Genomic DNA, 21,917 nt, shown 5'->3' with positions numbered 1-21,917 from the left:
CGCCCGCGCGGTTCGAGCACCGCCTCGGCGAGGTCGGTCACGGCGCAGCAGCCCCTGCAGCGCCGCGTTAGAAGGAGTGGCGGAGGCGTACGGGAATCGAACCCGCCGACGACGCCGAGCGCCGTCCAAAGGTTTTGAAGACCTCGGGGGCCACCAGGCACCCTCCCGCCTCCGCCGCTGAGCCTACTCATCCCACGGTGGCGCCGCGCCAGAGAATGGCGCGTTCGGCGGCGCTCCACGCGGTGGAGGTCAGCAGGTACAGGCCCGCCGCGAGCGGAACGTACGCGGCGACCAGGACGGTGCCGAACGGCAGCAGGCGCATGGCCGCCCCGACAACTCCCTGCGGAGGCGTCTGACCCGTGAACATGCGGCGCGACGTCCACCAGGCGACCACGGCCAGCAGGGCGAACAGGCCGAGGAAGACCAGGCCGTGCGGGCCGAAGGCGCCCCCCGACAGCAGCCAGCGCCGTCCGAGCGGCACTCCGAAGAGGGTCTGGACGAGCAGCAGATTGGTGTGGCCGCCGACGGCCGGGGACAGGAACAGGCGGTAGACGACGGTGAAGACGGGCAACTGCAGCAGAGCGGGGCCGACGCCGGCGAACATCGACGTGCCCTCGGCCCGGTACAGCGCGGTCACCTCCTGGTGGGCGCGCAGGGGGTCGTCGCGATGGCGTTCCCGGAGCTTTTGGACCTGGGGAGCGAGCCGGAGACGGGCCCGGCCGGCGGCGGCCTGGCGGCGGCTGAGGGGTAGCAGCATGAGGCGGACGCCGGCGGTGAAGACGACGATCGCGAGGGCGGCGCTGAGGCCTCCGGTGAGCGGGTGGAGGGTGGAGGTGAGTCCGGTGACGAGGTCGTACGCGACGCGGACGGCGCCGTCGAGAACAGCGAGCATGGAAGTAGAGCCCTTCGAGCAGGTCATCGGGTGAGAACGGGGGAACGGCCGCGCCGATCACCGGTATCCGCCGCGTGAAGAGACCGCGGTGGGGTCAGTGATCAAGAACGGGCGGCGGGAACGCCTCGTCTCACGGTGCTCGAACGCGGGGGCGGCCGGGCGCGTCGGGATCGCGGAGCCGTACGAGCGCGGAGCGGCCCGCGCGGTCGCGGAGCGCGGCGGCGCGTACGGGTGTGTCCGCGGCGATCGCCGTCGGGGCATGGTGGACGGCCAGGACGATGAGCCCGGCGACGGCAAGGGTCGCGGCCGCGATGAGGACGGCCGACGGGGTGAGCGCGTCGGCGAGATCCCACCACGCGATCATTGCCGCGACGGCTGCGGCGAGTACCCGGGCCATGCATTGAATGACGCACCCGCTCCCCGCCCGGTTCCCACGCACGGATCCGGCGCCTCGTCCCCGGGCCCGGACGACGGCCGCGCGATAGGTTCGCGGTATGGGAGAGAGCGGAGCGCTCGGGACGGCCTACCGCCTGACGCAGTACGCGCACGGCGGCGGATGCGCCTGCAAGATCCCGCCGGGGGAGCTCGAGGAGGTCGTGGCCGGGCTCATCGACGCGGAACGCCCGGACGACCTGCTCATCGGGCTGGACGACGGCGACGACGCCGCGGTCGTGCGGATCCAGGGCGACCGCGCGGTGGTGGCCACCGCCGACTTCTTCACTCCGGTCGTCGACGACCCGTACGACTGGGGGCGGATCGCGGCGGCGAACGCCCTGTCGGACGTCTACGCCGTCGGCGGCGTCCCCGTCGTCGCGGTGAACCTCCTGGGCTGGCCCCGGGACACGCTCCCCATGGAGCTCGCGCGCGAGGTCCTGCGCGGGGGACTCGACGTGGCGCGCGAGGCCCGCTGTCACCTGGCGGGCGGGCACAGCGTGGACGACCCGGAGCCGAAGTACGGGATGGCCGTGACGGGGCTGGCGGATCCGGGCCGCCTGCTGCGCCTGGACGCCGGGCGGCCCGGCACTCCGCTGTGCCTCACCAAGCCGCTCGGGATCGGGGTGCTGAACACCCGGCACAAGGCGACGGGCGAGGTCTTCGCGCAGGCCGTCGCGGCGATGACGACGCTGAACGCCGAGGCGTCGCGGGCCGCGCTGGAGCGCGGGTGCCGCTGCGCGACCGACGTGACCGGATTCGGCCTGCTGGGGCACCTGTACAAGATGGCGCGGGCGAGCGGCGTGACGGCCGTGGTGGACTCTTCGGCCGTCCCCTACCTGGAGGGGGCGCGGGACGCCGTGCGCGCGGGATACGTCTCCGGGGGGACGCGCCGCAATCTGACGTGGGTGACGCCGCACGCCGACTTTGGCGGGGTGCCGGAGGAGGACCGGCTGCTGCTGGCCGACGCCCAGACCTCCGGCGGGCTGCTCGTCGCCGGTGAGGTGCCGGGCGCGCCGGTGGTGGGCGAGCTCGTCGCCCAGGGGCCGGAGGCCCTCGTCGTCCGCTGACGCGCTTCCGTACGTCACCGAGACGGCACCCCGTGTGGCCGGCTTGGGGACGGGCACGAGAGGATCCCGGCTGTGAGCTCCGTGCACGGCACCGACGTGGAGTACGTCGCCGACCTCGCCGGGATCTTCGTCTTCGCGATCACCGGCGCGCTGGTCGGCGTGCGCAAGCGTTTCGACGTCGTCGGCATGGCGGTGCTCGCGGAGATCACCGCGTTGGGCGGCGGGGTGCTGCGCGACCTCGTCATCGGAGCCGTGCCGCCGGCGGCGTTCCGGGATCTGGGATACACGGCCGTCCCGCTCGTGGCGACCGCGCTGACCGTCGCGTGGCATCCGCACCTGGAACGCATCCGCCGGACGGTGCTGGTGCTCGACGCCGCCGGGCTGGGGCTGTTCAGCGTGGCGGGCGCGACGAAGGCCCTCACCTTCGGGCTGGGATCGCCGGCCGCGGCCGCGCTGGGGGTGACCACGGCGATCGGCGGGGGAATTCTGCGCGACGTGCTGGCGCGCGAGGTGCCGAGCGTCCTCCACGATCGCCAGCTGTACATCGTCCCCGCCCTCCTGGGCGCGACGACCGCCACGATCGCGTACGGCCTGGGCGCGCGCGGATATCTCGTGACTCTCGTCACGGCCGCGCTGGCGTTCGGGGTCCGGCTGCTGGCGATCCGGCTCCGGTGGCGAATGCCGCGGGCGCGCGGCGTTCAGGACCGCACATGATCCGTTCCCGTCGGGCTTCAGGACCGCACATGATCCGTTTCTGTCCGGCTTCGGTCAGGTACGGATCAGTGGGATCCGGGAGCCGAAATCTAACGTCTTAGGTAAAGGCCGGTTTGCACAGCGGGCCGCAGACTAGTTGGCTAGTACAGCTTTGTGGGGTTATGCAACGAGGGGCGGTTGTCCGTGCACGAATCACCTGAGGGCTACGGCCAGGGGCCGTACTCCAACCAACCGCAGGGTCAGGGCGGCTACCCTCCCCAGCAGCCGCCGTACCCGGGTCAGGGCTATGGGCAGGGTCAGCAGCCCTACCCGGGCCAGGGCGGCTATCCCGGCGAGGGCCAGCAGCCGTACTACCCGAATGATCCGCAGCAGCCGTACGGCGCTCAGCCGCCCGGCGGCGGCTGGGGTGGCGGCGGTGGGTACGGCCCGTCCGACCCGGGCGGCCCCGGAGGCTGGGGGCCACCGCCGGGGGGCGGGCGCAAGAACAACGGGCCGGTCATCGTCGTGGCGATCGTGGCCGCGCTGGTCGTCCTCGGTGGCGGCATCGCGACCGCGGTGGCGCTGAGCGGCGGTGACGACAAGAAGAATCCGATCGCGGCGAGCACGTCGCCGGGGATCCCGACCACCTCGCCGACGGGGGGCTACCCCACGCTGGACCCGACCCCGAGCGACAGCCCTACGTTCCCCTCGTCCTCGCCGACGCTGGACGCGGCGGCGACGGCTCAGCCGGGTGACTGCGTCAAGAACGCCGGCACGAAGACGGCTCCGCACCTGGAGGACTCGTCGTGCCGCTCGGGCGCCTACAAGGTGCTCAAGCGGTTCAGCGCCACGTCCGACTGGGACAAGTGCAAGGACGTCCCCGGCTACACGGCGGCGTACCGCCGTCGCAACACTCTCTCCGCCCTGAGCTTCGTGCTCTGCATGAAGAAGCTCTGACCGGCGGGCGGGGTCCGGCGCTCACGGGACGGTGCGGCGCTCGCGCTGCGGGACGATGGTGTACTTCGGGTCCTCGGCCGAGGCCTGCCCGGCGTACAGGACCGCGAAGCGGGTGCACAGCGCGCCTCCGGTGAGCGACAGGCCGGCGACGACGCCGGCCACCCGGCTCCGCCCCGCCGCGAGGGTGCCGGCCGCTCCGACCAGGGTCAGCGGCCGCCCGCAGCGCATCAGGGCGCCCGCGCGTCCGATGCGGTACGGCTCGGAGATCAGTTCCGGCCGTTCGCGCATGCCGACGCCGCGTTCGAGGGCTCCGGCGGCGGCCAGTTCGAGTCCGGCGCCGAGCAGAGCCATCCGGCGGGCGGGCCCTGCCTCGCCGCGCGGCGTGGCGATCATGCCGATGGCGCCGCCGCTGGCCAGTGAGCTGCCGGCGAACAGCAGCGGCAGGTGGCGGTAGGCCTCGTGCCAGGCGGGCACGGCCGTGTCAGCGAGCAGCACGCCCGTGTAGGTCGCGACGAGCGGGCCGGTCACCGCCGAGGCCATGCCCGCCGCGCGGCCCAGCGACGGGGCGATCCCGGTGACGGCGGACGCCGCCGCCGCCATCGTGAACCCGCCCTGCCCGGCGAGGACCCACGAGCCGACGCTCATCGGCGAGGTCGGCTTGAACACCCGCAGCATGTTGAGGAACCGCTCCGGGCGGCCGAGCTCGGCGATGAGCAGCCCGGCGCCCGCCGTGCCCGCCACCGCGGCCGTGAGCCTGCCGGTCAGCGCGAGCCTGGGCCGTCCGGTCACGTCGGCCAGCGCCGCCATCGTCGAGGAGGCGCCCGACAGCCCGCCCAGGTAGAGGTAGGCGGGCATGTGCGGCGCCTTCCAGCGCGGTTTCTTCAGCACCGGGCGGCCGTAGTAGGAGCGGAACTCCGCGCGCGGGACCATGCGCTCCTCACGCCCCGGCGCCCGCTCTCCGCCGGGCCCCCGGCGCTCCGGCGCCCGTCCTCCGCCCCGTCCCCGGCGCTCCGGCGCCCGCTCTCCGCCGCGCTCCGGGCGCTCCGGCGCGCGCTCGCCGCCCGGCTCAGGCGCCGGCGCCGACGTTCCCCCGCGCCGCGGCGACCGCTCTCCGTCGCGTTCCTCGTGCCCCGGTACCGACGCCCCGCCGCGCCATCGGTGTCGCGCCGTACGCCGTTCGCCGCGGCCTTCGCGGCCCCACGACATCAGCGCCTCCCGAGGAACGACAGGGCCGCTCCCCCGGCCAGGGCGAGTGCGGCGCCGCCGGCCCACCGCCACATGGCGGGCAGGTCGCGGGTGGTGACGACGGGGTCCGGCGGCAGGCCGTACACCTCGGGCTCGTCGAGGAGCAGGAAGAACGCGCCCGCGCCGCCGACGCCGTCGTTCTCGTCCTCGCCGTAGAGGCGCGCCTCGGTCACGCCCTCCTCGTGGAGCGCGGTCAGCCGGGTGGCGGCGCGTTCCCGCAGCTCGTCGAGGGGTCCGTACTGGATGGAGTCGGTCGGGCAGGCCTTGGCGCAGGCGGGTTCGAGGCCGTCGCCGATCCGGTCGTAGCACAGGGTGCACTTCCAGGCGCGGCCGTCGTCCTCGCGGCGGTCGATGACGCCGTACGGGCACGCGGCCACGCAGTAGGCGCAGCCGTTGCAGATGTCCTCCTGCACGACGACCGTGCCGAACTCGGTGCGGATCAGCGCGCCGGTGGGGCAGACGTCGAGGCACGCGGCGTGCGTGCAGTGCTTGCACACGTCGGAGGCCATGAGCCAGCGCGTCTCGTCACCGTCGCCGACCTGGTGCGGCCGGGTCTGCTCGACGAACGCGACGTGCCGCCACGTGCTCGCGCCGAGCGCGCCGGTGTTGTCGTACGACATCCCGGTGAGCGTGAAGCCGTCGTCGGGGACGGCGTTCCACTCCTTGCAGGCCACCTCGCAGGCCTTGCAGCCGATGCAGACGGAGGTGTCGGTGAAGAATCCCCGGCGTTCGGGCGGGTCGGAGTAGCCGGCGTCCTCGGCCACGTCCGGGAGCGGTCCGTACAGGCTGTTGCTCATGGTCAGTCCTCCGGGATCCCGGCCATGCGGCGGTAGCGGCGCACGAGGGCGCGCAGGGCAGGACCCTGCGGACGGCGGCCGGGCTGGATGTCGCAGGTGGCCGCCTTGCTCTCCTGGATGTGGGTGTTCGCGTCGAGCACGATCGGCAGCAGGTCGTTGGCCGAGTCGCCGCGGGCGATGCCGGCGGAGCCCCAGTGGAACGGCAGCCCGACCTGGTGGATGACGCGGCGGTGGACGCGGAGCGGCTTGACGCGGTCGGTGACGAGGACCCTGGCCTCGATGGCGGTGCGCGCGGAGATGATCGTCGCCCAGTCGCCGTGGACGAGGCCGCGCTCGGCGGCCAGCTCCGGCGACACCTCGCAGAACATCTCCGGCTGCAGCTCGGACAGGTACGGCAGGAACCGGCTCATCCCGCCCGCGGTGTGGTGCTCGGTGAGCCGGTAGGTCGTGACGACGTACGGGTAGACGTCGCCGCCGACGGGGTTGTAGCGGTTGCCCGGACGCGGGTAGAGCTGCCGGGTCGGGTTCGACTGCTGCCCGTACAGCAGGTTGCGCACCGGCGACTCCTGCGGCTCGTAGTGGGCGGGCAGCGGGCCGTCGACCAGGCCGCGCGGGACGAACAGCCAGCCCTTGCCGTCCGTCTGCATGATGAACGGGTCGGTCCCGGCCAGGGCGGCCTCGGCGGTGGCGCCGGGCGGCGGCTCGTACGACGGCGGCTTGGTCTTCTCGAAGTCGGGGACGTCGTGGCCGGTCCACTGCTCGCCGTCCCACCAGATGTAGGCCTTGCGCTCGCTCCACGGGCGCCCTTGTGGGTCGGCGGAGGCGCGGTTGTACAGGATGCGCCGGTTGGCCGGCCACGCCCAGCCCCACTCGGGCGCGACCCAGGACTGCTCCGAGCCGGGCCTGCGGCGGGCGGTCTGGTTGACGTCACCGGTGAAGCAGCCGGAGTAGATCCAGCAGCCGCAGGCCGTCGAGCCGTCGTCCTTGAGCGCGGTGAACCCGCTCAGCGTGTTCCCTTCGGCGTCGTATCCGTTGATCTCGCGGAGCACCGCCTCCGCGGACGGGTCGCGATGCGGGCCCTCCTGCGGGTAGTCCCAGGTGAGGTCGAGGATGGGGCGGTCGTTCGGGTCGCCGGAGCCGGCCAGCCGCTCGCGGATCCGCAGGCCCAGGTGGTACATGAACCACAGATCGCTGCGGGCGTCGTCCGGCGGGTCGAGCGCCTTGTGGTGCCACTGCAGAAGCCGCTGGGTGTTGGTGAACGTCCCGTCCTTCTCCACGTACGAGGCCGCGGGCAGGAAGAACACCTCGGTGCCGATCTCCTCGGAGGTCCACTCCCCCGACTCGATCTCCGGGCCCTCCTTCCAGAACGTCGCGCTCTCGATGAGCTGCAGGTCCCGGACGACCAGCCAGTCGAGGGAGGTGAGCCCGAGGCGTTGCAGCCGGCCGGCCGCCGAGCCGACGGCCGGGTTCTCCCCCATGAGGAAGTAGCCCTTGACCTTGCCGTCGATCTGGTCGAGGACGGTCTGGTACGTGCCGTGGTCGCCGGTGAGGCGCGGCAGGTGGTCGAAGCAGAAGTCGTTGTCCTCGCGGGCGGCGTCGCCCCACCACGCCTTGAGGAGGCTGACCATGTAGGAGCGTTTGCGCCCCCAGAAGCCGGTGTCGCCGACGGCACGTTCGAGGTAGGTGTCGAGGTCCTCGTGGTGGTGGGCGTTGGGCATCGGCAGGTAGCCGGGCAGCAGGTTGAACAGGGTTGGGATGTCGGTGGAGCCCTGGATGCTGGCGTGGCCGCGCAGCACGAGGATGCCCCCGCCGGGCCGCCCGATGTTGCCGAGCAGGAGCTGCAGGATCGAGGCGGTGCGGATGTACTGCACGCCGACGGTGTGCTGGGTCCAGCCGACGCTGTACACCCAGGCGGTGGTGCGCTCCGGCCCGGAGTTCGCCACGATCGCGTCGGCGAGCTCGGCGAAGTCGCGCCGGGAGATGCCGCACACCTGCTCGACCATCTCCGGCGTGTAGCGCGCGAAGTGCCGCTTCAGCACCTGGTAGACGCAGCGGGGATGCCGGAGCGTCTCGTCGCGGTGCTCTCCGTCGGCGTACGCCCAGGTCTCCGGGTCATAGGAGTGGGCGTCGGCGTCGTATCCGGAGAACAGCCCGTCGAGGTCCTCGGTGTCCCGGAAGTTCTCGTTCAGGATGACCGCGGCGTTGGTGTAGCGCAGGACGTACTCGTGGAAGTCGTGCCCGCCGCTCAGCACGTGGTTGATCAGCGCGCCGAGCAGGACGATGTCGCCGCCCGGGCGAATCGGCAGGTGGCGGTGGGCCATCGCGCTCGTGCGGGTGAACCGCGGGTCGACGTGGAAGATCCGGGCCCCGCGCGCCTTGGCCTCCATCACCCACTGGAACCCGACCGGGTGGCACTCGGCCATGTTCGCGCCCTCGATGACGATGCAGTCGGCGTTGGCGAGGTCCTGCTGGAACGTCGTCGCGCCGCCGCGCCCGAGACTGGTCCCCAGACCGGGGACGGTGGCCGAGTGTCAAATACGGGCCTGGTTCTCGATCTGGATCGCCCCGAGCGCGGTCCAGAGCTTCTTGATGAGGTAGTTCTCCTCGTCGTCGAGCGTGGCGCCGCCGAGGTGCGCGAAGCCCATCGTGCGCCGGACCTTCTTGTCCTCGACGGTGTCCTGCCAGCCGGCCCGCCGAGCCTCGATCACCCGGTCGGCGATCATGTCCATCGCCTCGTCCAGGCCGAGCGGCTCCCACTCGGTGGCGTACGGCCGCCGGTACAGGACCGTGGTCTGGCGGGTCGGCGACGTGACGAGCTGCTTGCTGGCCGAGCCCTTCGGGCACAGCCGGCCGCGGGAGATCGGCGAGGCGGGGTCGCCCTCGATCTGGACGACCTTCTCGTCCTTGACGTAGACCTTCTGCCCGCAGCCGACCGCGCAGTACGGGCAGACGGAGTCGACGACCCGGTCGGCCGTCTCGGTGCGCGCCACGAGGGCGTCCGTGCGCCGGGAACGCGCCGCCCGGCCACGCCCCAGCGGGTCGGCGCCGGTGAGCTGGCGGACCACCGGCCAGGACTCGATGCCCACGTCTGCTGGTCGCCCCCTCCCGCCTGGGCCTCCTCCTCGCCCGCCCCTTTCCCCGTTCGCGGCCGTTGAAGCGTCCTGAGCTGCGCGAATCGTGGCGGGCTCGCCGCGGCGAGCCCGCCACGACCAGTTCACCGTTCCTCAACACTGAGCACGAGTGGGTCCCGCGCAGCGACACGCCCCGAACGGTCTTGGTCGCACTGGTCCCCCACGTTCAACCTCGGACGGCGACGCACGTCCCGCGTGCGGTCCACTCCCAGGACGGCGGGTTCCCTCTACATCACCGGACTGCGGTCCGGTTCTGCAAGCGGTACCGTCGGATCATGGGCCGAGTGACCGTGCGACGGCGGATCGCGCACATCGACGAACGAGGACGCCGAGCGATGCCCGACACGCTGGTCGTCGAGGAACCTCTCGAGATCCGACTGGCGGGGCGCCCCCTGTCGGTCACCATGCGGACGCCGGGGAACGACTTCGACCTGATCACCGGGTTCCTGTACGCCGAGGGCGTCATCCGCGCGGCCGCCGACGTCGCCGCGATGCGCTACTGCGCCGACACCGACACCTTCAACGTCGTCGACGTCACCCTCGCCGAGGAGGTGCTCCCGCCGGAGGTCTCGGTGGAGCGCTCCTTCTACACGACCAGCGCGTGCGGGGTGTGCGGGAAGACCAGCATCGACGCGATCCGGCAGCGGGCGCCGTACGACGTCCGGTCCGACGCGACCGTCCTCGACCCGGAGGTCCTGATCTCCCTGCCGGAGACGCTGCGCCGGGCGCAACGGGTGTTCGAGCGGACCGGTGGGCTGCACGCCGCCGGGCTGTTCGACGCGACCGGCACGCTCCTCGTCCTCCGTGAGGACGTCGGGCGGCACAACGCCGTCGACAAGGTGATCGGGTGGGCACTGAAGGACGGCCGCCTGCCGCTGACCGGCCACGTGCTCCTCGTCAGCGGCCGCGCGTCGTTCGAGCTCACCCAGAAGGCCTTGCTGGCCGGGATACCGGCGCTGGCGGCCGTGTCCGCGCCGTCTTCGCTCGCCGCCGAGCTGGCGGAGGAGTCCGGCATGACGCTCGTCGGCTTCCTCCGCGGCCATTCCATGAACGTCTACGCGGGAGCCGAGCGCCTCAAGGACTGACCACGGCGAGCCGACGATGAGCAGGAGGCTGAGGGCGGGCCTCGGAAAAGCACGCGGTCGGTGAGGCACGAGCCGGGCGAGGAGGCGGGTGCGGCGGTGAGCGCGCGGCCGTACGGTGGACGGCATGCCAGACGACACGCGAACGCGCCGGGTCCGCGGCGACGGCGTCGACCTCGCGGTGCACGAGCGCGGCTCCGGGCCGACGGTGCTGCTCGTGCACGGCTACCCGGACACCCACGCCGTCTGGGACGGGGTCGCCGCGCGGCTTGCGGACCGGTTCCACGTCGTGGCGTACGACGTGCGGGGCGCGGGAGCGTCGTCCCGGCCCTCCGGGCGGGAGGCGTACGGGTTCGGTCATCTCCTGGCGGACATGAGCGCCGTGCTCGACGCCGTCTCCCCCGGCGCGCCGGTGCACCTCGCCGCCCATGACTGGGGTTCCATCCAGTCGTGGGAGGCCGTCCGTACGACGCCGGAACGCTTCGCCTCGTTCACGTCCATCTCCGGGCCCTGCCTCGACCACGCGTCGCACTGGTTCCGCGAGCGCCTGCGGCAGCCCTCCGGCGTGCCGGCCGCCGCACGGCAACTGCTGCACTCCTGGTACATGGCGGCCTTCCAGGTGCCGGTGGTACCCGAACTGGTCTGGCGACACTGGCTGGCCGGCCGCTGGAGCCGGCGCATGGAACGGGCCGAAGGCGTCCCGGCCGGCGACGGTCACCCCGCCCCGACGCTGCTCCAGGACGCCGTCGCGGGCCTGAACCTGTACCGGGCCAACATGCTCGGCCGGAACCGCAGCGCGCACCGGACCGGCGTCTCACCGCGCGTGACCGTGCCGACGCAGGTCATCGTGCCCACCGAGGACGCCTACGCGACCCCCGCACTGGCCGCCGAGGCCCCTCGCCCCTTCACCGAGCACCTGCGCGTACGGCCCGTCCCGATGTCGCACTGGGCGCTCCTCGCCCGGCCGGAGGAGATCGCGCGGCTCATCGCCGACCACATCGATCACACCGCCGCCCCTTGACGCGCCCCTCACCGGTCGCCGCCACCATTGCCTGGAGCTCCGCTACGAGGTTCGGGTCCAGCACGAGACCGCCGCGACGTGACGCCGCCGGCGAGGTGCCGTCGCGCTCAGCCGCCGGACCGGAACGGGTCACGAGGTGACCTCGGCAGGAGCCAGCGCCGCCTGCATCGCCACTCCGTCGACGTAGGAGTGCTTCTCCTTCACCGCGCCGTTCTCGACCAGGACGAAGTCCGCGAGGTCGACGTCGAGGGCGGCACCGGCCGCGGACGTGCCGGTCAGCTTCCACTGGACGACCCAGAAGTCCTCTCCGAAGCGGAGGGAGACCAGGTCGAACGCCAGGTCGGGCACGAGCGCGAACGTCCCCGCCGCCGCCTCCCGGATGGCCGCTCGACCACGCGCGGGGGGCTGGCCCGAGTGCAGGTGGAACACGGAGTCGTCCGTGTGGAGCTCGGCGATCCGGTCGGGGTCACGGGCCTCCCAGCCCGCGTGGTAGCGCTCGAAAAGGTCGCGGACGGCAGCGGTCATCGCCGGGTCTCCGTTCATGAAAAAAACAGGCAGTCTGTATGTATCCTTTCGATCGGCCGCCCGTCAAGCGGTCCGCAACGGGACCCGTGAGCGCCGCTATAGACTCTGGTTCGCCCCAGCCGACCTGATCCACCTCGATACATGAACGCCGATCGCCGTACCCAAGCCGAGCGCTCCGCGGCGACGCGGCAAGCGCTGATCACGGCTGGCCGCAGACTGTTCGGCGAGCTCGGTTACGCCGAGGTCAGCACCGTCGCCATCACCCATGCCGCCGGTGTGAGCCGCGGCGCGATGTACCACCAGTTCACCGACAAACGTGACCTGTTCGAAGCCGTGGTCGAAGACGTCGAACACGACCTGGTCGGCCGCATCAGCTCAGCCGTGTCGAAGTCGGGGTTCACCGACCCGATCGACAACCTGGTCGTGGGCTGCCTCGCCTGGCTCGACGCCTCGACCGAGCCCGAAGTGCAGCGCATCGCCCTCCTGGACGCACCCGCCGTCCTCGGCTGGGACCGCTGGCGCGAGATCGAGCTCCGGCACACCATCGGCCGCCTGGAAGCCTCGCTGTCCGCGGCCGCCAAGGCGGGCCGGATCCGCACTCAGCCCATCCGGCCCCTGGCCCTCGTCATCGTGGGCGCTTTGGACGAAGCAGCCCTGTACATCGCCAGATTCGGACGCACACCGGAAGAGGAACGCAACGTCAGGTCGGTCATCGAGCAACTCATCTCCGGGTTGGCGACCGAAGCCTGACGCCGCGCAGCCGGACGAAGATCCACTGGACCCTTAGACGAACGCGGGCCGAGGCGGCTGCGCGCCGGCGGCCTCGCGGCAGGCCGCGGCGAGCCGGGAGACGGCGTCTCGCAACACCTCCGGCGGGAGCACGTACGGCACGCGCACGTGGTCGTCGAGGACGCCGTCCACGCCGAAGGCCGTCCCCGGCACGACGTGCAGGCCGTACCGGGCCGCGGTCGCCGCCAGCGCCGTGCTCGACGTCCCCGGCAGCCGCACCCACAGCGACAGACCGCCCGGCGGGACGCTGAACTCCCAGTCCGGGCACTCGCGGCGCAGGGCGTCGACGAGGACCGCGCGGCGTTCGCGCAGCATGGCGCGCCGCTCGTCGGCCACCGCGTCCATGCGGCCGAGCAGCCCGGTGACGATCAGCTGTTCCAGCACCGGACTGGCCAGATCGACCGACTCCCGGGCCTCGACCAGCCTGCGGACGAGCGCCTGGGTCGCCCGGATCCACCCGATCCGCAGGCCGCCCCACATCACCTTCGACGCCGACCCGATGCTGATCACACGCCCGTCGGTGTCGTGGGCGGCGAGTGGGCGCGGCCGCGCGACGTCGTCCACGGCCAGCTCGGTGAAGGTCTCATCGGTGATGACGTACGTCCCGGTGACCCGGGCGGCCGCGACCAGCGCGGCACGGACCTCGTCGTCCATGAGCAGGCCGGTGGGGTTCTGGAAGTCGGGGATGAGGTACGCCAGCCGGGCGGCGGACTGCCGCAGGCCGCTCGTGATGAGCTCGGGGTCCCAGCCGGCGTTGACGCCCGTCGGCACGAGGCGCGCCCCCGCGCGGCGCAGCGCGTCGAGTGCGTGCGGGTAGGTCGGTGACTCGACGAGCACCGGGTCGCCGGGGCGTACGAACGCCTGGACCACGAGGCACAGTCCGTGCTGCGCGCCGGTCGTCACCAGGATCTGCTCCGGCAGGGTGGGCACGCCGCGGGCGGTGTAGCGCGCGGCGACGGCCTCGCGGAGCGTCCACAGTCCGAGCGGCTCGTAGCCGGGCCCGCCGGCGTAACGCGGGAGTTCGGCCGCGGCGGCGGCGACGTCGTCCTCGAAACCGCGCGGGGCGGACGGTGCGACACGGGCCAGGTCGATGAGCGTCCGGTCCTCCGTGTGGCCGTGGCGGGCCGCCCCCGGGCTGCCGGCGGGCAGCGCCGTCCAGCTGCCCGCGCCCTGTCGGCTCTCCACGTATCCCTCGGCGCGCAGCGCGTCGTACGCGGAGGTCACCGTGGTCCGGCTCAGTCCCAGGGCGGCCGCGAGGTCGCGCTCGGCGGGCAAACGTGTGCGCAGCGGGAGCCGGCCGTCGAGGACGAGGCCCCGGAGGCTCCGGGCCAGCGCGGCGTACAGGGGGCGGCCCTCCGGCGCGCCGCCGAGAAGCCGGGCAAGGCCGGTGGCATTGATCGTCCGGGACGTCATATGGCCACTTTTCCTGATTGGCCATTAATCAGCAAGCCACTTCTATGAGTGAATAGGTCACCCCGGACGAACGGTCACGAATCGCCCGGGGATCCGCAGGCAGGCTCGCTCAATGATCAGGGGAGACCAGTGATCGTCCGCCGATTGGCCCAGCTGTATGTCGGATTGGCCCTCTACGGCCTCGGCATCGCCCTCCAGGTGGCCTCACGGCTCGGCAACGACCCGTGGGACGCGCTCCACCAGGGGCTCGCCCGCCAGACCGGGCTGTCGATCGGCACGTGGATCATCATCGCCGGCGTGGCCGTGATGGCCCTGTGGATCCCGCTTCGCCAGCGACCCGGGATCGGCACGATCAGCAACGCCATTCTCGTCGGCCTGTTCGCCGACCTCTTCCTGTGGGCGCTTCCCCATCCGGGCGCCCTCGCCCTCCGCTGGGGCTACCTCGTCGCGGCGATCGTCGTCGGCGGGTTCGCGACCGGGTGCTACATCGGGGCGGGGTTGGGCGCGGGACCGCGCGACGGCCTGACCACCGGCCTGGCCGCGCGCGGGCACTCGATCCGCGTCGTCCGGACCGGCATCGAACTGACGGTGCTCGCCGCCGGCTGGGCGCTGGGCGGCACCGTCGGCATCGGCACGCTCGCCTACGCGGTGACGATCGGCCCGCTCACGCACGTCTTCATCCCGATGCTGCAGATCAAGCGGGCACCGGGGCGAGACGACGCGCCCCGCCGCCGGGCCGTGCCGGTCCCGGCCGAGGGCGGGAACGCGCCCTGAGTTACGCGGTGGAGAGTGCGGCGAGGGCCGCCTTCAGCCCGCGCCGCGAGTCGATTCCCAGCTTGCGGTACGTGCTGGTGAGGTGGATCTCCACGGTGCGCCTGCTGACGAACAACATCTGGGCGATCTCCCGGTTCGTCGCCTCCTCGGCCGCGAGCCGGGCGACGCGGAGCTCGGCGGCGGTCAGGGACAGCGGTCCGGTGAGCAGCTCCCGTCGCGGTCGCGCGCCCGTGGCGGTCAGCTCCTCCGTCGCCTGCGTGGCGAGCGGGCGGGCGCCGATCCGGGCGGCGAGGTCGAGACCCCGGCGCAGCGGTGGCTGGGCGTCGGCGCGCCGACCCGCCCGGCGCAGTGCGCTGCCGTAGTCGACGAGCGCACGGGCCCGTACCAGATCCGCCGACGAGAGCTCCGCGACCGCCACGGCCTCTTCCAGGAGCGCCAGCCCGCGGGCTCCTGCCTCGATCAGGCCGGTCGCGCGCAGGGCGATGGCGATGGCGCGGGGGGCGCCGAATCGGCGGGCGAGCTCCAGGTCCTCGGCGGCCAGGTCCATCGCGGCGGCGCGTTCGCCGAGGGCCAGATGGGCCAGCGCGGCGTTCGAGCGCCATTCGGCGAAATTCGGATTGGTGTAGCCGGCGCCGCTGAGCGCGTCGCCGCAGGCGCGCAGATCCCGCGCTGCTTCGCGGAAGCGGTTCTGCCGCAGCCGCAGCCGGCCGCGCGCCAGGTGGACGAAGTGGCCGATGAGCAGGCGTACCTGGTCCTCGTCCTCCAGCCCGCGTTCGGCGAGGACGGCCTGCGCCTCCGTGACGGCACCGCGTTCGGCGAGCGCGTCGACCAGGACGGCCGCGGCCAGCGGGATCTCGCGGGCCTGATCCTCTTCGTGGAGGGCGAGCGCGGCCCGGCCGTCGGCCTCGGCGTCCAGCAGGCTCCCGGAGTAAAGGCCGGTGTGCGAGCGGAGCACGAGAAGGTAGCGGAACTCCGCGACGTCGCCGCGGCGTCTGGCGTTCTCAATGGCGCGATCGAGCACCGCGAGGGACTCGGAGTGCCGGCCGGCGATGCCCAGCGCGGCGTTGGTGAAGTTCGCCAGAACCCATCCGTGGCGTGCGGGCAGCGGTCCGCTCGCGGCCCTGCTCGCCAGGTCCGCCACCTCGGCCGCGGGACGGTCGCCCGTCACGGAGGCGCCGAAGGCCAGGCAGCCCAGAATCAGGCGTTCGGCGTCCGTGGCACCGCTCAGGCCGGCGGCCAGCCGGTCCAGCCTGCCCATCCAGGTGCCGGGGGGCTCCCTGGAGGCGAACGCGGCGAGCGCGAAGGCCGCGTGCAGCCGCAGCGACAGTTCGGAGCCGGTGTCGCCGATCGCGCGGCGGGCTCGTTCGAACGTCTCCCGTGCCTCGTCGACCCGGCCGGCCAGCACCATGATCGTTCCGAGGTCCAGGGCCAGCCTCCCGCGCGCGAGCGGGTCCTCCGTCAGGTCGAAGGCGGCGCGCAGGGCCTCGGCGGCCTCCTCCGGTCGGTGCGCCATTCCCAGGGCGTACCCGAGATCGGCGTGGAGGCGGGGCCGCTCGGCCGGGGCGGGCGGCTCGGCGAGCGCGCGCGTCAGACAGGCCGCGGCCGTCTCGGGTGCGCCCCGGGCAAGGGCGCCGGCCGCGGCGGTGCGCAGGGCGCCGACGACGAACGGGTCGGACTCGGGTTCGGCGGCCAGCAGGTGCGGGACGAGCGTCTCCGGCGGAGCGTCGTCCGCCGCGAGGATCAGCGCGGCCCGCTTGTGGTCCGCGGCGCGGCGCATGTCGCTGCCGTCGGCGTACACGGCGGTGCGGACCAGCGGATGGACGAATTCGACCGGGCGGGTCCCCGTGATGATCGACTCTTGGGCGAGCGCGTCGGCGATCTCGGCCGCCCTGGGCCGTTGGACGCCCGCGAGGCGCGCCGCCCGGTGCAGGTCGGTGACCGGTCCTAAGACCGCGAGTGCGCGGGCGAGCCGGACGGCTTCGGGGCCCACGCGGGCCAGTCGGCTCAGCACGGCCCGGGAGACGGTCTCCGGGCGCAGGTCCTCGACTCGTCCCGCCTCGGCCGCCACGGGCCGGACCCGATCGGCGCGCAGGCTGGTGAGCGCCTCGGCGAGCAGGAACGGATTCCCGCCGGTCGCCCGGGAGCACGCCTGGCAGAAGACGTCGTCGGCGGCGCCGGACATCCGCTCCCGGACGAGCCCGGCGACCGCCCGGTCGCTGAGCGGGCTCAGGACGAGGACCTCCGGGTGGGTCCCGCTCAGCGCGCGGGTCAGACCGGAGCCCGGCATCCGCGGACGTCCGCAGAGCAGGAGCAGGACGGGCAGATCCGCGATGCGCCGGGCCAGGTGCGAGATGAACCGCAGCGACGCCTCGTCGGCCCAGTGCGCGTCGTCCACGGTCAGCATCAGCGGGCCCCGCTCGGCCAGGTTCGAGCACAGCCAGTACAGCCCGTGCACGACACTGCCGGTGGCCGACTCGGAGCCGCCCCCGGCGCCGAACACCGGTGCGGCGAGCGCCGCCGCGCCGCTGAACGGCTCCGGGTCGGCCGACCGCAGCACGGGCTCGAACAGCTGACGGACGATCGCGAAGGGCAGCTCCTGCTCCAGCTCGCCGCCGACCGCCGTGAGAGCCCGGACACCGCGGTCGCCCGCCGCCGCCACCGCCGCCCGCAGCAGCGCCGTCTTGCCGATGCCGGGAACCCCCTCGACGAGCAGGACGGCGCCCCGGCCGGCGCGGGCGGCGGTGAGCACGTCGCCGACCCTGGCGAGCTCCTGGTCGCGCTCGTACAACGGCATCGGCGTTCCCCCGGTCGGCCGCCTCGCTCACGCTCGGTCGGCGAAACACTTCGGTGGGTACCACGATGCAGGATCGGCCCCGCCGAAGCCATGGTTTCGTCAGGAACGCCGAGCCGGAACTCCCCGACGCCACCGGTCGAACCCGACCGGCGGGCACGGTCGACTCCGATCGGCGGGAGTCCGGAGGGCGTGGTGTGCGCACGCGCCCTCTCCCCCGGATCCGAGGAGACATCGTGGTCACGCGGCAGATGCTCTCAGCGGCCGTCTGCGCGGCGGCCCTGACGATCGCCGCCTGTTCGCTGGCCCCGGCGATGATGCCACGCGGCTACGCCGGGCCGGTCCGCGCGCTGGACAGCACCCCCGCGATCGGTGGTGACTCGTCGCCGCCCGTCGTGCCGACCCCGTCGGTCGGATCCCCGAAACCCCCGCCGGAAGCCATCGCCCCCCACGTCACGGCGATCGTCAGCCCGGGTTCCGGCCGGCCCGGGGACTCGATCAGGATCTCATTCGTCATCGACCGGCCCGGATGGCGCGTCGACGGTTGCCGGGTGGGGTTCCGCGAGGGTACGACCACGGCCTGCCCGACCGGCGAGGGCGGACCCATCGACCTGCGCGTCCCCGCGAACGCCCGCCCCGGCTACACCTCGGTCGAATGGACCGCCTACTACCGGCCCGATGAGCAGGGGGTCGTCATCGGCGAGGCTCCGCACGCCGATGGCAGCGCACCGTTCCTGGTGCTCGATGCGGCCAGTCCGGCCGGCAGTCCGCCGGACCCCGGCAACGGGCAGTCCTCCCCGGTGGAGTCGCCGATCGGACTCCCGGCCGGACCGCCGCGCACCGCCCCGGACTCATCCGATGGGCCGTCCTTCCCGGGAGTCCCCCTCCTCATCGGGATGGTCGTCGCCGCGGGCGGGGCCGCCGTCCTGGTCGCACGCCGATCTCGAGCCCGTACGGCCGTTCCCGCGCCCAGCGGGCCGATGCGGCCGCAGGCCGGTCCGCGAATCCGGGCCGTGGCCCGCCCCGACCCCGCGATCCGGGTGACGGCGGAAGAACCCCCCGACGGCCGTACGAGCGTCGTGCGGCTCGAGACCCACGGCGGCGTCGTGGCCGTGGACGTTCAGGAGGTGAGCGAATGATTCCGACGGACTCCCCGGTCACCGCCCGGGTCGTCCTCTTCGGCGACACGGACGACGCGGTGGCGAAGCTGGCCCGTGCCCTGTCGTCCGGCCCGGCGGACGCGACACTCGGATCGGCGTTGCGCGGTCTGTCGGCGGCGACCCGTGAGACGGCGACCCGCGAGATCGCCGCCACCGGTACCGGGCTTCTCGAGCTCGATCTGGGCGGTCTGCTGGTGACGGGCTGGCAGAGGTACCGGGCGCTCGTCGAGGCGGGTCACCGGACGGCCGCGGCGCCGGGCCGGCAGGAGATCGTGGACATCATCACCCACCGGATCGGCGCTTCGGCCAACCCGCAGGTCGACCTGCTCGTCAACGACGTACGGGTGGCGACGATCCACTTCGGCCTCGGACTCGAGTTCCAGGTGCGGGCGCTCACCGCGGTGGTCCGGTCGGGACGGATCGTCGCCCTGGAGTCCGGACGCTGCAAGGTCACGGCGAGCCTCTCGATCGAAGGGGTCGAGGTGGCCTCCCAGACCGCGGAGTCCGAGCTGCGTCTGCTGGTCCACGTCGGCGCCGGCATCCCCCTGGTGCCCGAGGCCCCGAACGTGAACGCCCCGCCGCCCGGCCACGGATTCCCGGGGGCGCCCCGGCGAAGCGGTCCGGTCCCGCCGGGACGGAGCGGTCGGATCCGTTGAGGGGAAGCGGTAGGCCCGCTGAGACGGAGCAGGCGATCCCGCGACACGAAACCCGGCAGACCCACCAGGGCGGACTCCGTGCGGCCTGCCGGGGGCCGATCCGGAACGCCCGCCAGGGCGGCGCGGGGGCGCGCCCTGGCGGGGCGGAGCGGGCAGGTCAGGCGCCGCGGCCGTGCCGGTCGCGGCCGTGGAGCGGGAAGGTGTGCTGAGGCCTCATCCCAGCCCGAACGGACGCCGCGTCAGGCTCCGGCCGTGCCGGTCCCGGCGGCGCCGGTCCCCGGCTCGAGCCGTCCGGCGAGGCCGCCGGGTGATCGGTCTCGTGCATGTCATCTCCTTGGTCCACGCACCGTCGCGAAGGACAGAGGAGACGTAACCGCCCGATTCACCGGTAAGCAAGGCGCAGAACGGGCACGGTTGACGGTTGCGCGACCGCGCTGTAGCGCTACGGTACGACGGGATCCGCGACACGAGGGGGCCTGGGTGCCTGGACGAATCGAGGACTACGCGCTCATCGGTGACCTGTTCAGCTGCGCGCTCGTCGGGCGGGACGGCTCGATCGACTGGATGTGCCTGCCGCGCTTCGACTCCCCCGCCTGCTTCGCCGGGCTGCTCGGGACGCCGGACAACGGTCACTGGCAGATCGCCCCGGTCTCCGGCGGCCAGGCGACGCGCCGCCGCTACCGCGGCGACACCCTGATCCTGGAGACCGAGTGGGACACCCCGGACGGCACCGTCCGGGTGATCGACTTCATGCCGGAGCGCGGCGACGCGGCCGACGTCGTCCGCATCATCGAGGGCGTGTCGGGCCGGGTCCCCATGCGCCTCGATCTGAAGCTCCGGTTCGACTACGGGCGGGTCATCCCCTGGATGCGCCGCATCGGCGACCACCTCACCGGCATCGCCGGCCCCGACTCCGTCTGGCTGCGCAGCCCCATCGAGCTGGAGGGCCGCGACTTCGCCCACCGCGCGACGTTCGTGGTCTGCGAGGGCGACTCACTGCCGTTCGTGTGCACGTGGCACCCCTCGCACCTGCCCGCCCCGCGCGACGTCGACCCGTACGAGGCCCTCCAGGGCACCGAGCGGTTCTGGACCGACTGGGCGCGGCACTGCACGTACGACGGCCGGTACCGCGACGCGGTCGTGCGCTCGCTGGCCACCCTCAAGGCGCTCACCTTCGAGCCCACCGGCGGGATCATCGCCGCCGCGACGACCTCGCTGCCGGAGGCCGTCGGCGGGGTGCGCAACTGGGACTACCGCTTCTGCTGGCTGCGCGACGCGACGATGACCCTGGAGGCGCTGCTGCGCAGCGGCTACCGCGACGAGGCGAAGGCCTGGCGGGCCTGGCTGATGCGCGCCGTGGCCGGCGAACCCCAGGACCTGCAGATCATGTACGGCGTGGCCGGGGAGCGCCGGCTGGAGGAGTACGAGCTCGACTGGCTGCCCGGATACGAGGACTCCCGGCCCGTCCGTGTCGGCAACTCCGCGTCCAAGCAACTGCAGCTCGACGTCTTCGGCGAGGTCGCCGACTCGCTGTTCCTCGCCCTGAACAGCGGCATCCAGCCCGAACGGCACGCCTGGTCGCTGCAGCGCGCGCTGACGGGCTTCCTGGAGGAGCACTGGGGCGACCCGGACGAGGGCCTGTGGGAGGTCCGCGGACCGCGACGGCAGTTCGTCCACTCGAAGGTCATGACGTGGGTCGCGGTCGACCGCGCCGTCCGCATGATCGAGACGTTCGACCGCCAGGGCCCGCTGGACAAGTGGCGGGCGCTGCGCGATGAGATCCACCGCGAGGTGTGCGCCAAGGGGTTCGACTCCGACCGCGGCACATTCACCCAGTCGTACGGGTCGAAGGAGCTGGACGCCGCCCTGCTGCTCATCCCCCGCGTCGGCTTCCTGCCTCCCGACGACCCGCGCGTCGTCGGCACGGTCGAGGCGATCCAGCGCGAGCTCACCGTCGACGGCTTCGTCGAGCGGTACCAGACCGGCGAGCAGGAGCACGACGTCGACGGCCTGCCGGGACGCGAGGGCGCCTTCCTCGCCTGCAGCTTCTGGCTGGCCGGCGCGCTGCAGCAGATCGGCCGGGTCGACGAGGCCCGCGAGCTGTTCAAACGGCTGCTCGGCCTGCGCAACGACGTCGGCCTGCTGGCGGAGGAGTACGACCCGCGCCTGCGCCGTCAGGTCGGCAACTTCCCGCAGGCGTTCAGCCACGTGCCCTTGGTGCTCACCGCCTACGACCTCGAAGGCCACGACGGCATCCGCCGCCCCCGCGCCGGGCTCTGATCCACACCGGCGCCGTGATCGCCGAGAGCGTTCGGGATCGGAGCCCCGAGAACAGGTGAGGCGATAGCGCACGCGTCGAAGCGTCAGAACTCGGTCACGTCGTCGGACTCTTCGTCGTCGGATCCGATCCCGGAGCCGGGCTCAGGGTCCGGGGCGCCGAGACCGGAATCCGCAGCCGCAGATGGTCTCCTCCGGGGGCGGGTCGGGTT

General features: G+C 73.1%; 18 protein-coding genes and 1 tRNA gene. 10 read left to right on the top strand and 9 right to left on the bottom strand.

The genetic code is table 11. The annotated features are described in order from the left end of the window. Positions 1-77: 77 nt before the first annotated feature. The 3 genes from ABEA24_RS35260 to ABEA24_RS35250 all read right to left on the bottom strand — a co-directional run bounded on the left by ABEA24_RS35260 (position 78) and on the right by ABEA24_RS35250 (position 1,289). A tRNA-Sec gene (locus ABEA24_RS35260) sits at positions 78-173 on the bottom strand. 14 nt (positions 174-187) lie between these two features. Further along, on the bottom strand, positions 188-892 hold the full coding sequence (locus ABEA24_RS35255) for a YidC/Oxa1 family membrane protein insertase (RefSeq protein ID WP_345436519.1): 705 nt from the start codon (positions 890-892) through the stop codon (positions 188-190). 130 nt (positions 893-1,022) lie between these two features. Next, entirely contained in the window at positions 1,023-1,289 is a 267-nt protein-coding gene (locus ABEA24_RS35250; RefSeq protein WP_345436517.1) for a DUF6412 domain-containing protein, read from the bottom strand. Positions 1,290-1,386: 97 nt separating this feature from the next. Between ABEA24_RS35250 and selD the strand changes: the two genes are divergently transcribed. The 3 genes from selD to ABEA24_RS35235 all read left to right on the top strand — a co-directional run bounded on the left by selD (position 1,387) and on the right by ABEA24_RS35235 (position 4,044). Then, positions 1,387-2,394: a selenide, water dikinase SelD gene (selD, locus tag ABEA24_RS35245; RefSeq protein ID WP_345436515.1), complete on the top strand. Its 1,008-nt coding sequence runs from the start codon at positions 1,387-1,389 to the stop codon at positions 2,392-2,394. Positions 2,395-2,466: 72 nt separating this feature from the next. Continuing rightward, on the top strand, positions 2,467-3,108 hold the full coding sequence (locus ABEA24_RS35240; protein ID WP_345436513.1) for a trimeric intracellular cation channel family protein: 642 nt from the start codon (positions 2,467-2,469) through the stop codon (positions 3,106-3,108). A gap of 183 nt (positions 3,109-3,291) precedes the next feature. Further along, positions 3,292-4,044, top strand: a complete 753-nt coding sequence (locus ABEA24_RS35235) for an LppU/SCO3897 family protein (RefSeq protein WP_345436511.1) — start codon at positions 3,292-3,294, stop codon at positions 4,042-4,044. Between the two features lie 21 nt (positions 4,045-4,065). On the opposite strand, the gene nrfD is transcribed toward ABEA24_RS35235, so the two are convergent. The 3 genes from nrfD to fdnG all read right to left on the bottom strand — a co-directional run bounded on the left by nrfD (position 4,066) and on the right by fdnG (position 9,172). After that, positions 4,066-4,974 (bottom strand): NrfD/PsrC family molybdoenzyme membrane anchor subunit, encoded by a 909-nt coding sequence (gene nrfD, locus ABEA24_RS35230; RefSeq protein ID WP_345436509.1) that lies wholly within the window; start codon positions 4,972-4,974, stop codon positions 4,066-4,068. A gap of 275 nt (positions 4,975-5,249) precedes the next feature. Continuing rightward, positions 5,250-6,086 (bottom strand): 4Fe-4S dicluster domain-containing protein, encoded by an 837-nt coding sequence (locus ABEA24_RS35225; protein WP_345436507.1) that lies wholly within the window; start codon positions 6,084-6,086, stop codon positions 5,250-5,252. 2 nt (positions 6,087-6,088) lie between these two features. Then, entirely contained in the window at positions 6,089-9,172 is a 3,084-nt protein-coding gene (fdnG, locus tag ABEA24_RS35220; protein WP_345436505.1) for a formate dehydrogenase-N subunit alpha, read from the bottom strand. 320 nt (positions 9,173-9,492) lie between these two features. Between fdnG and fdhD the strand changes: the two genes are divergently transcribed. Together fdhD and ABEA24_RS35210 are read left to right on the top strand one after the other, a co-directional pair. Beyond that, a complete protein-coding gene (fdhD, locus tag ABEA24_RS35215; protein WP_345436503.1) occupies positions 9,493-10,302 on the top strand; it encodes a formate dehydrogenase accessory sulfurtransferase FdhD in 810 nt (269 codons plus the stop codon). Between the two features lie 124 nt (positions 10,303-10,426). Beyond that, complete coding sequence (locus tag ABEA24_RS35210; RefSeq protein WP_345436501.1) at positions 10,427-11,320, top strand: alpha/beta fold hydrolase; 894 nt, start codon at positions 10,427-10,429, stop codon at positions 11,318-11,320. 129 nt (positions 11,321-11,449) lie between these two features. On the opposite strand, the gene ABEA24_RS35205 is transcribed toward ABEA24_RS35210, so the two are convergent. Continuing rightward, the gene (locus ABEA24_RS35205; RefSeq protein WP_345436499.1) at positions 11,450-11,845 is read right to left on the bottom strand and encodes a nuclear transport factor 2 family protein; all 396 of its coding nucleotides are present in this window, start codon (positions 11,843-11,845) and stop codon (positions 11,450-11,452) included. Between the two features lie 141 nt (positions 11,846-11,986). Between ABEA24_RS35205 and ABEA24_RS35200 the strand changes: the two genes are divergently transcribed. After that, entirely contained in the window at positions 11,987-12,595 is a 609-nt protein-coding gene (locus tag ABEA24_RS35200) for a TetR/AcrR family transcriptional regulator (RefSeq protein ID WP_345436497.1), read from the top strand. A 33-nt stretch (positions 12,596-12,628) separates the two neighbouring features. Here the strand turns inward: ABEA24_RS35200 and yczR are convergent, their stop codons facing one another. Next, entirely contained in the window at positions 12,629-14,047 is a 1,419-nt protein-coding gene (gene yczR, locus ABEA24_RS35195) for a MocR-like transcription factor YczR (protein WP_345436495.1), read from the bottom strand. A gap of 144 nt (positions 14,048-14,191) precedes the next feature. Between yczR and yczE the strand changes: the two genes are divergently transcribed. Continuing rightward, on the top strand, positions 14,192-14,821 hold the full coding sequence (gene yczE, locus ABEA24_RS35190) for a membrane protein YczE (RefSeq protein WP_425551275.1): 630 nt from the start codon (positions 14,192-14,194) through the stop codon (positions 14,819-14,821). Between the two features lies 1 nt (position 14,822). Here the strand turns inward: yczE and ABEA24_RS35185 are convergent, their stop codons facing one another. Continuing rightward, positions 14,823-17,615 carry an ATP-binding protein gene (locus tag ABEA24_RS35185; protein WP_345436491.1) on the bottom strand — a complete coding sequence of 931 codons (2,793 nt, stop codon included), beginning with the start codon at positions 17,613-17,615 and terminating at the stop codon, positions 14,823-14,825. Positions 17,616-17,848: 233 nt separating this feature from the next. On the opposite strand from ABEA24_RS35185, the gene ABEA24_RS35180 reads away from it, so the two are divergent. The 3 genes from ABEA24_RS35180 (at position 17,849) to ABEA24_RS35170 (ending at position 21,708) form a co-directional block, all read left to right on the top strand. After that, positions 17,849-18,751: a hypothetical protein gene (locus ABEA24_RS35180; RefSeq protein ID WP_345436489.1), complete on the top strand. Its 903-nt coding sequence runs from the start codon at positions 17,849-17,851 to the stop codon at positions 18,749-18,751. After that, positions 18,748-19,428, top strand: a complete 681-nt coding sequence (locus tag ABEA24_RS35175; protein ID WP_345436487.1) for a hypothetical protein — start codon at positions 18,748-18,750, stop codon at positions 19,426-19,428. The genes ABEA24_RS35180 and ABEA24_RS35175 overlap by 4 nt, the downstream gene beginning before the upstream one ends. A gap of 480 nt (positions 19,429-19,908) precedes the next feature. Further along, a complete protein-coding gene (locus ABEA24_RS35170; protein ID WP_345436485.1) occupies positions 19,909-21,708 on the top strand; it encodes a glycoside hydrolase family 15 protein in 1,800 nt (599 codons plus the stop codon). Positions 21,709-21,917 lie beyond the last annotated feature (209 nt).

Source organism: Actinoallomurus vinaceus, from assembly GCF_039542055.1.
Classification (GTDB): domain Bacteria; phylum Actinomycetota; class Actinomycetes; order Streptosporangiales; family Streptosporangiaceae; genus Actinoallomurus; species Actinoallomurus vinaceus.
The sequence above is the reverse complement of the archived record's forward strand: the minus strand, read 5'-3'. Positions and strand labels throughout refer to the sequence as shown.

What these genes read in the sequence shown, in the direction of transcription:
- yczR (WP_345436495.1), bottom strand. Translation starts at nt 14,047, where the DNA reads ATGACGTCCCGGACGATCAATGCCACCGGCCTTGCCCGGCTTCTCGGC.
- selD (WP_345436515.1), top strand. Translation starts at nt 1,387, where the DNA reads ATGGGAGAGAGCGGAGCGCTCGGGACGGCCTACCGCCTGACGCAGTAC.
- ABEA24_RS35200 (WP_345436497.1), top strand. Translation starts at nt 11,987, where the DNA reads ATGAACGCCGATCGCCGTACCCAAGCCGAGCGCTCCGCGGCGACGCGG.
- ABEA24_RS35210 (WP_345436501.1), top strand. Translation starts at nt 10,427, where the DNA reads ATGCCAGACGACACGCGAACGCGCCGGGTCCGCGGCGACGGCGTCGAC.
- ABEA24_RS35250 (WP_345436517.1), bottom strand. Translation starts at nt 1,289, where the DNA reads ATGGCCCGGGTACTCGCCGCAGCCGTCGCGGCAATGATCGCGTGGTGG.
- ABEA24_RS35225 (WP_345436507.1), bottom strand. Translation starts at nt 6,086, where the DNA reads ATGAGCAACAGCCTGTACGGACCGCTCCCGGACGTGGCCGAGGACGCC.
- fdhD (WP_345436503.1), top strand. Translation starts at nt 9,493, where the DNA reads ATGGGCCGAGTGACCGTGCGACGGCGGATCGCGCACATCGACGAACGA.
- nrfD (WP_345436509.1), bottom strand. Translation starts at nt 4,974, where the DNA reads ATGGTCCCGCGCGCGGAGTTCCGCTCCTACTACGGCCGCCCGGTGCTG.
- ABEA24_RS35185 (WP_345436491.1), bottom strand. Translation starts at nt 17,615, where the DNA reads ATGCCGTTGTACGAGCGCGACCAGGAGCTCGCCAGGGTCGGCGACGTG.
- ABEA24_RS35175 (WP_345436487.1), top strand. Translation starts at nt 18,748, where the DNA reads ATGATTCCGACGGACTCCCCGGTCACCGCCCGGGTCGTCCTCTTCGGC.
- ABEA24_RS35255 (WP_345436519.1), bottom strand. Translation starts at nt 892, where the DNA reads ATGCTCGCTGTTCTCGACGGCGCCGTCCGCGTCGCGTACGACCTCGTC.
- ABEA24_RS35205 (WP_345436499.1), bottom strand. Translation starts at nt 11,845, where the DNA reads ATGACCGCTGCCGTCCGCGACCTTTTCGAGCGCTACCACGCGGGCTGG.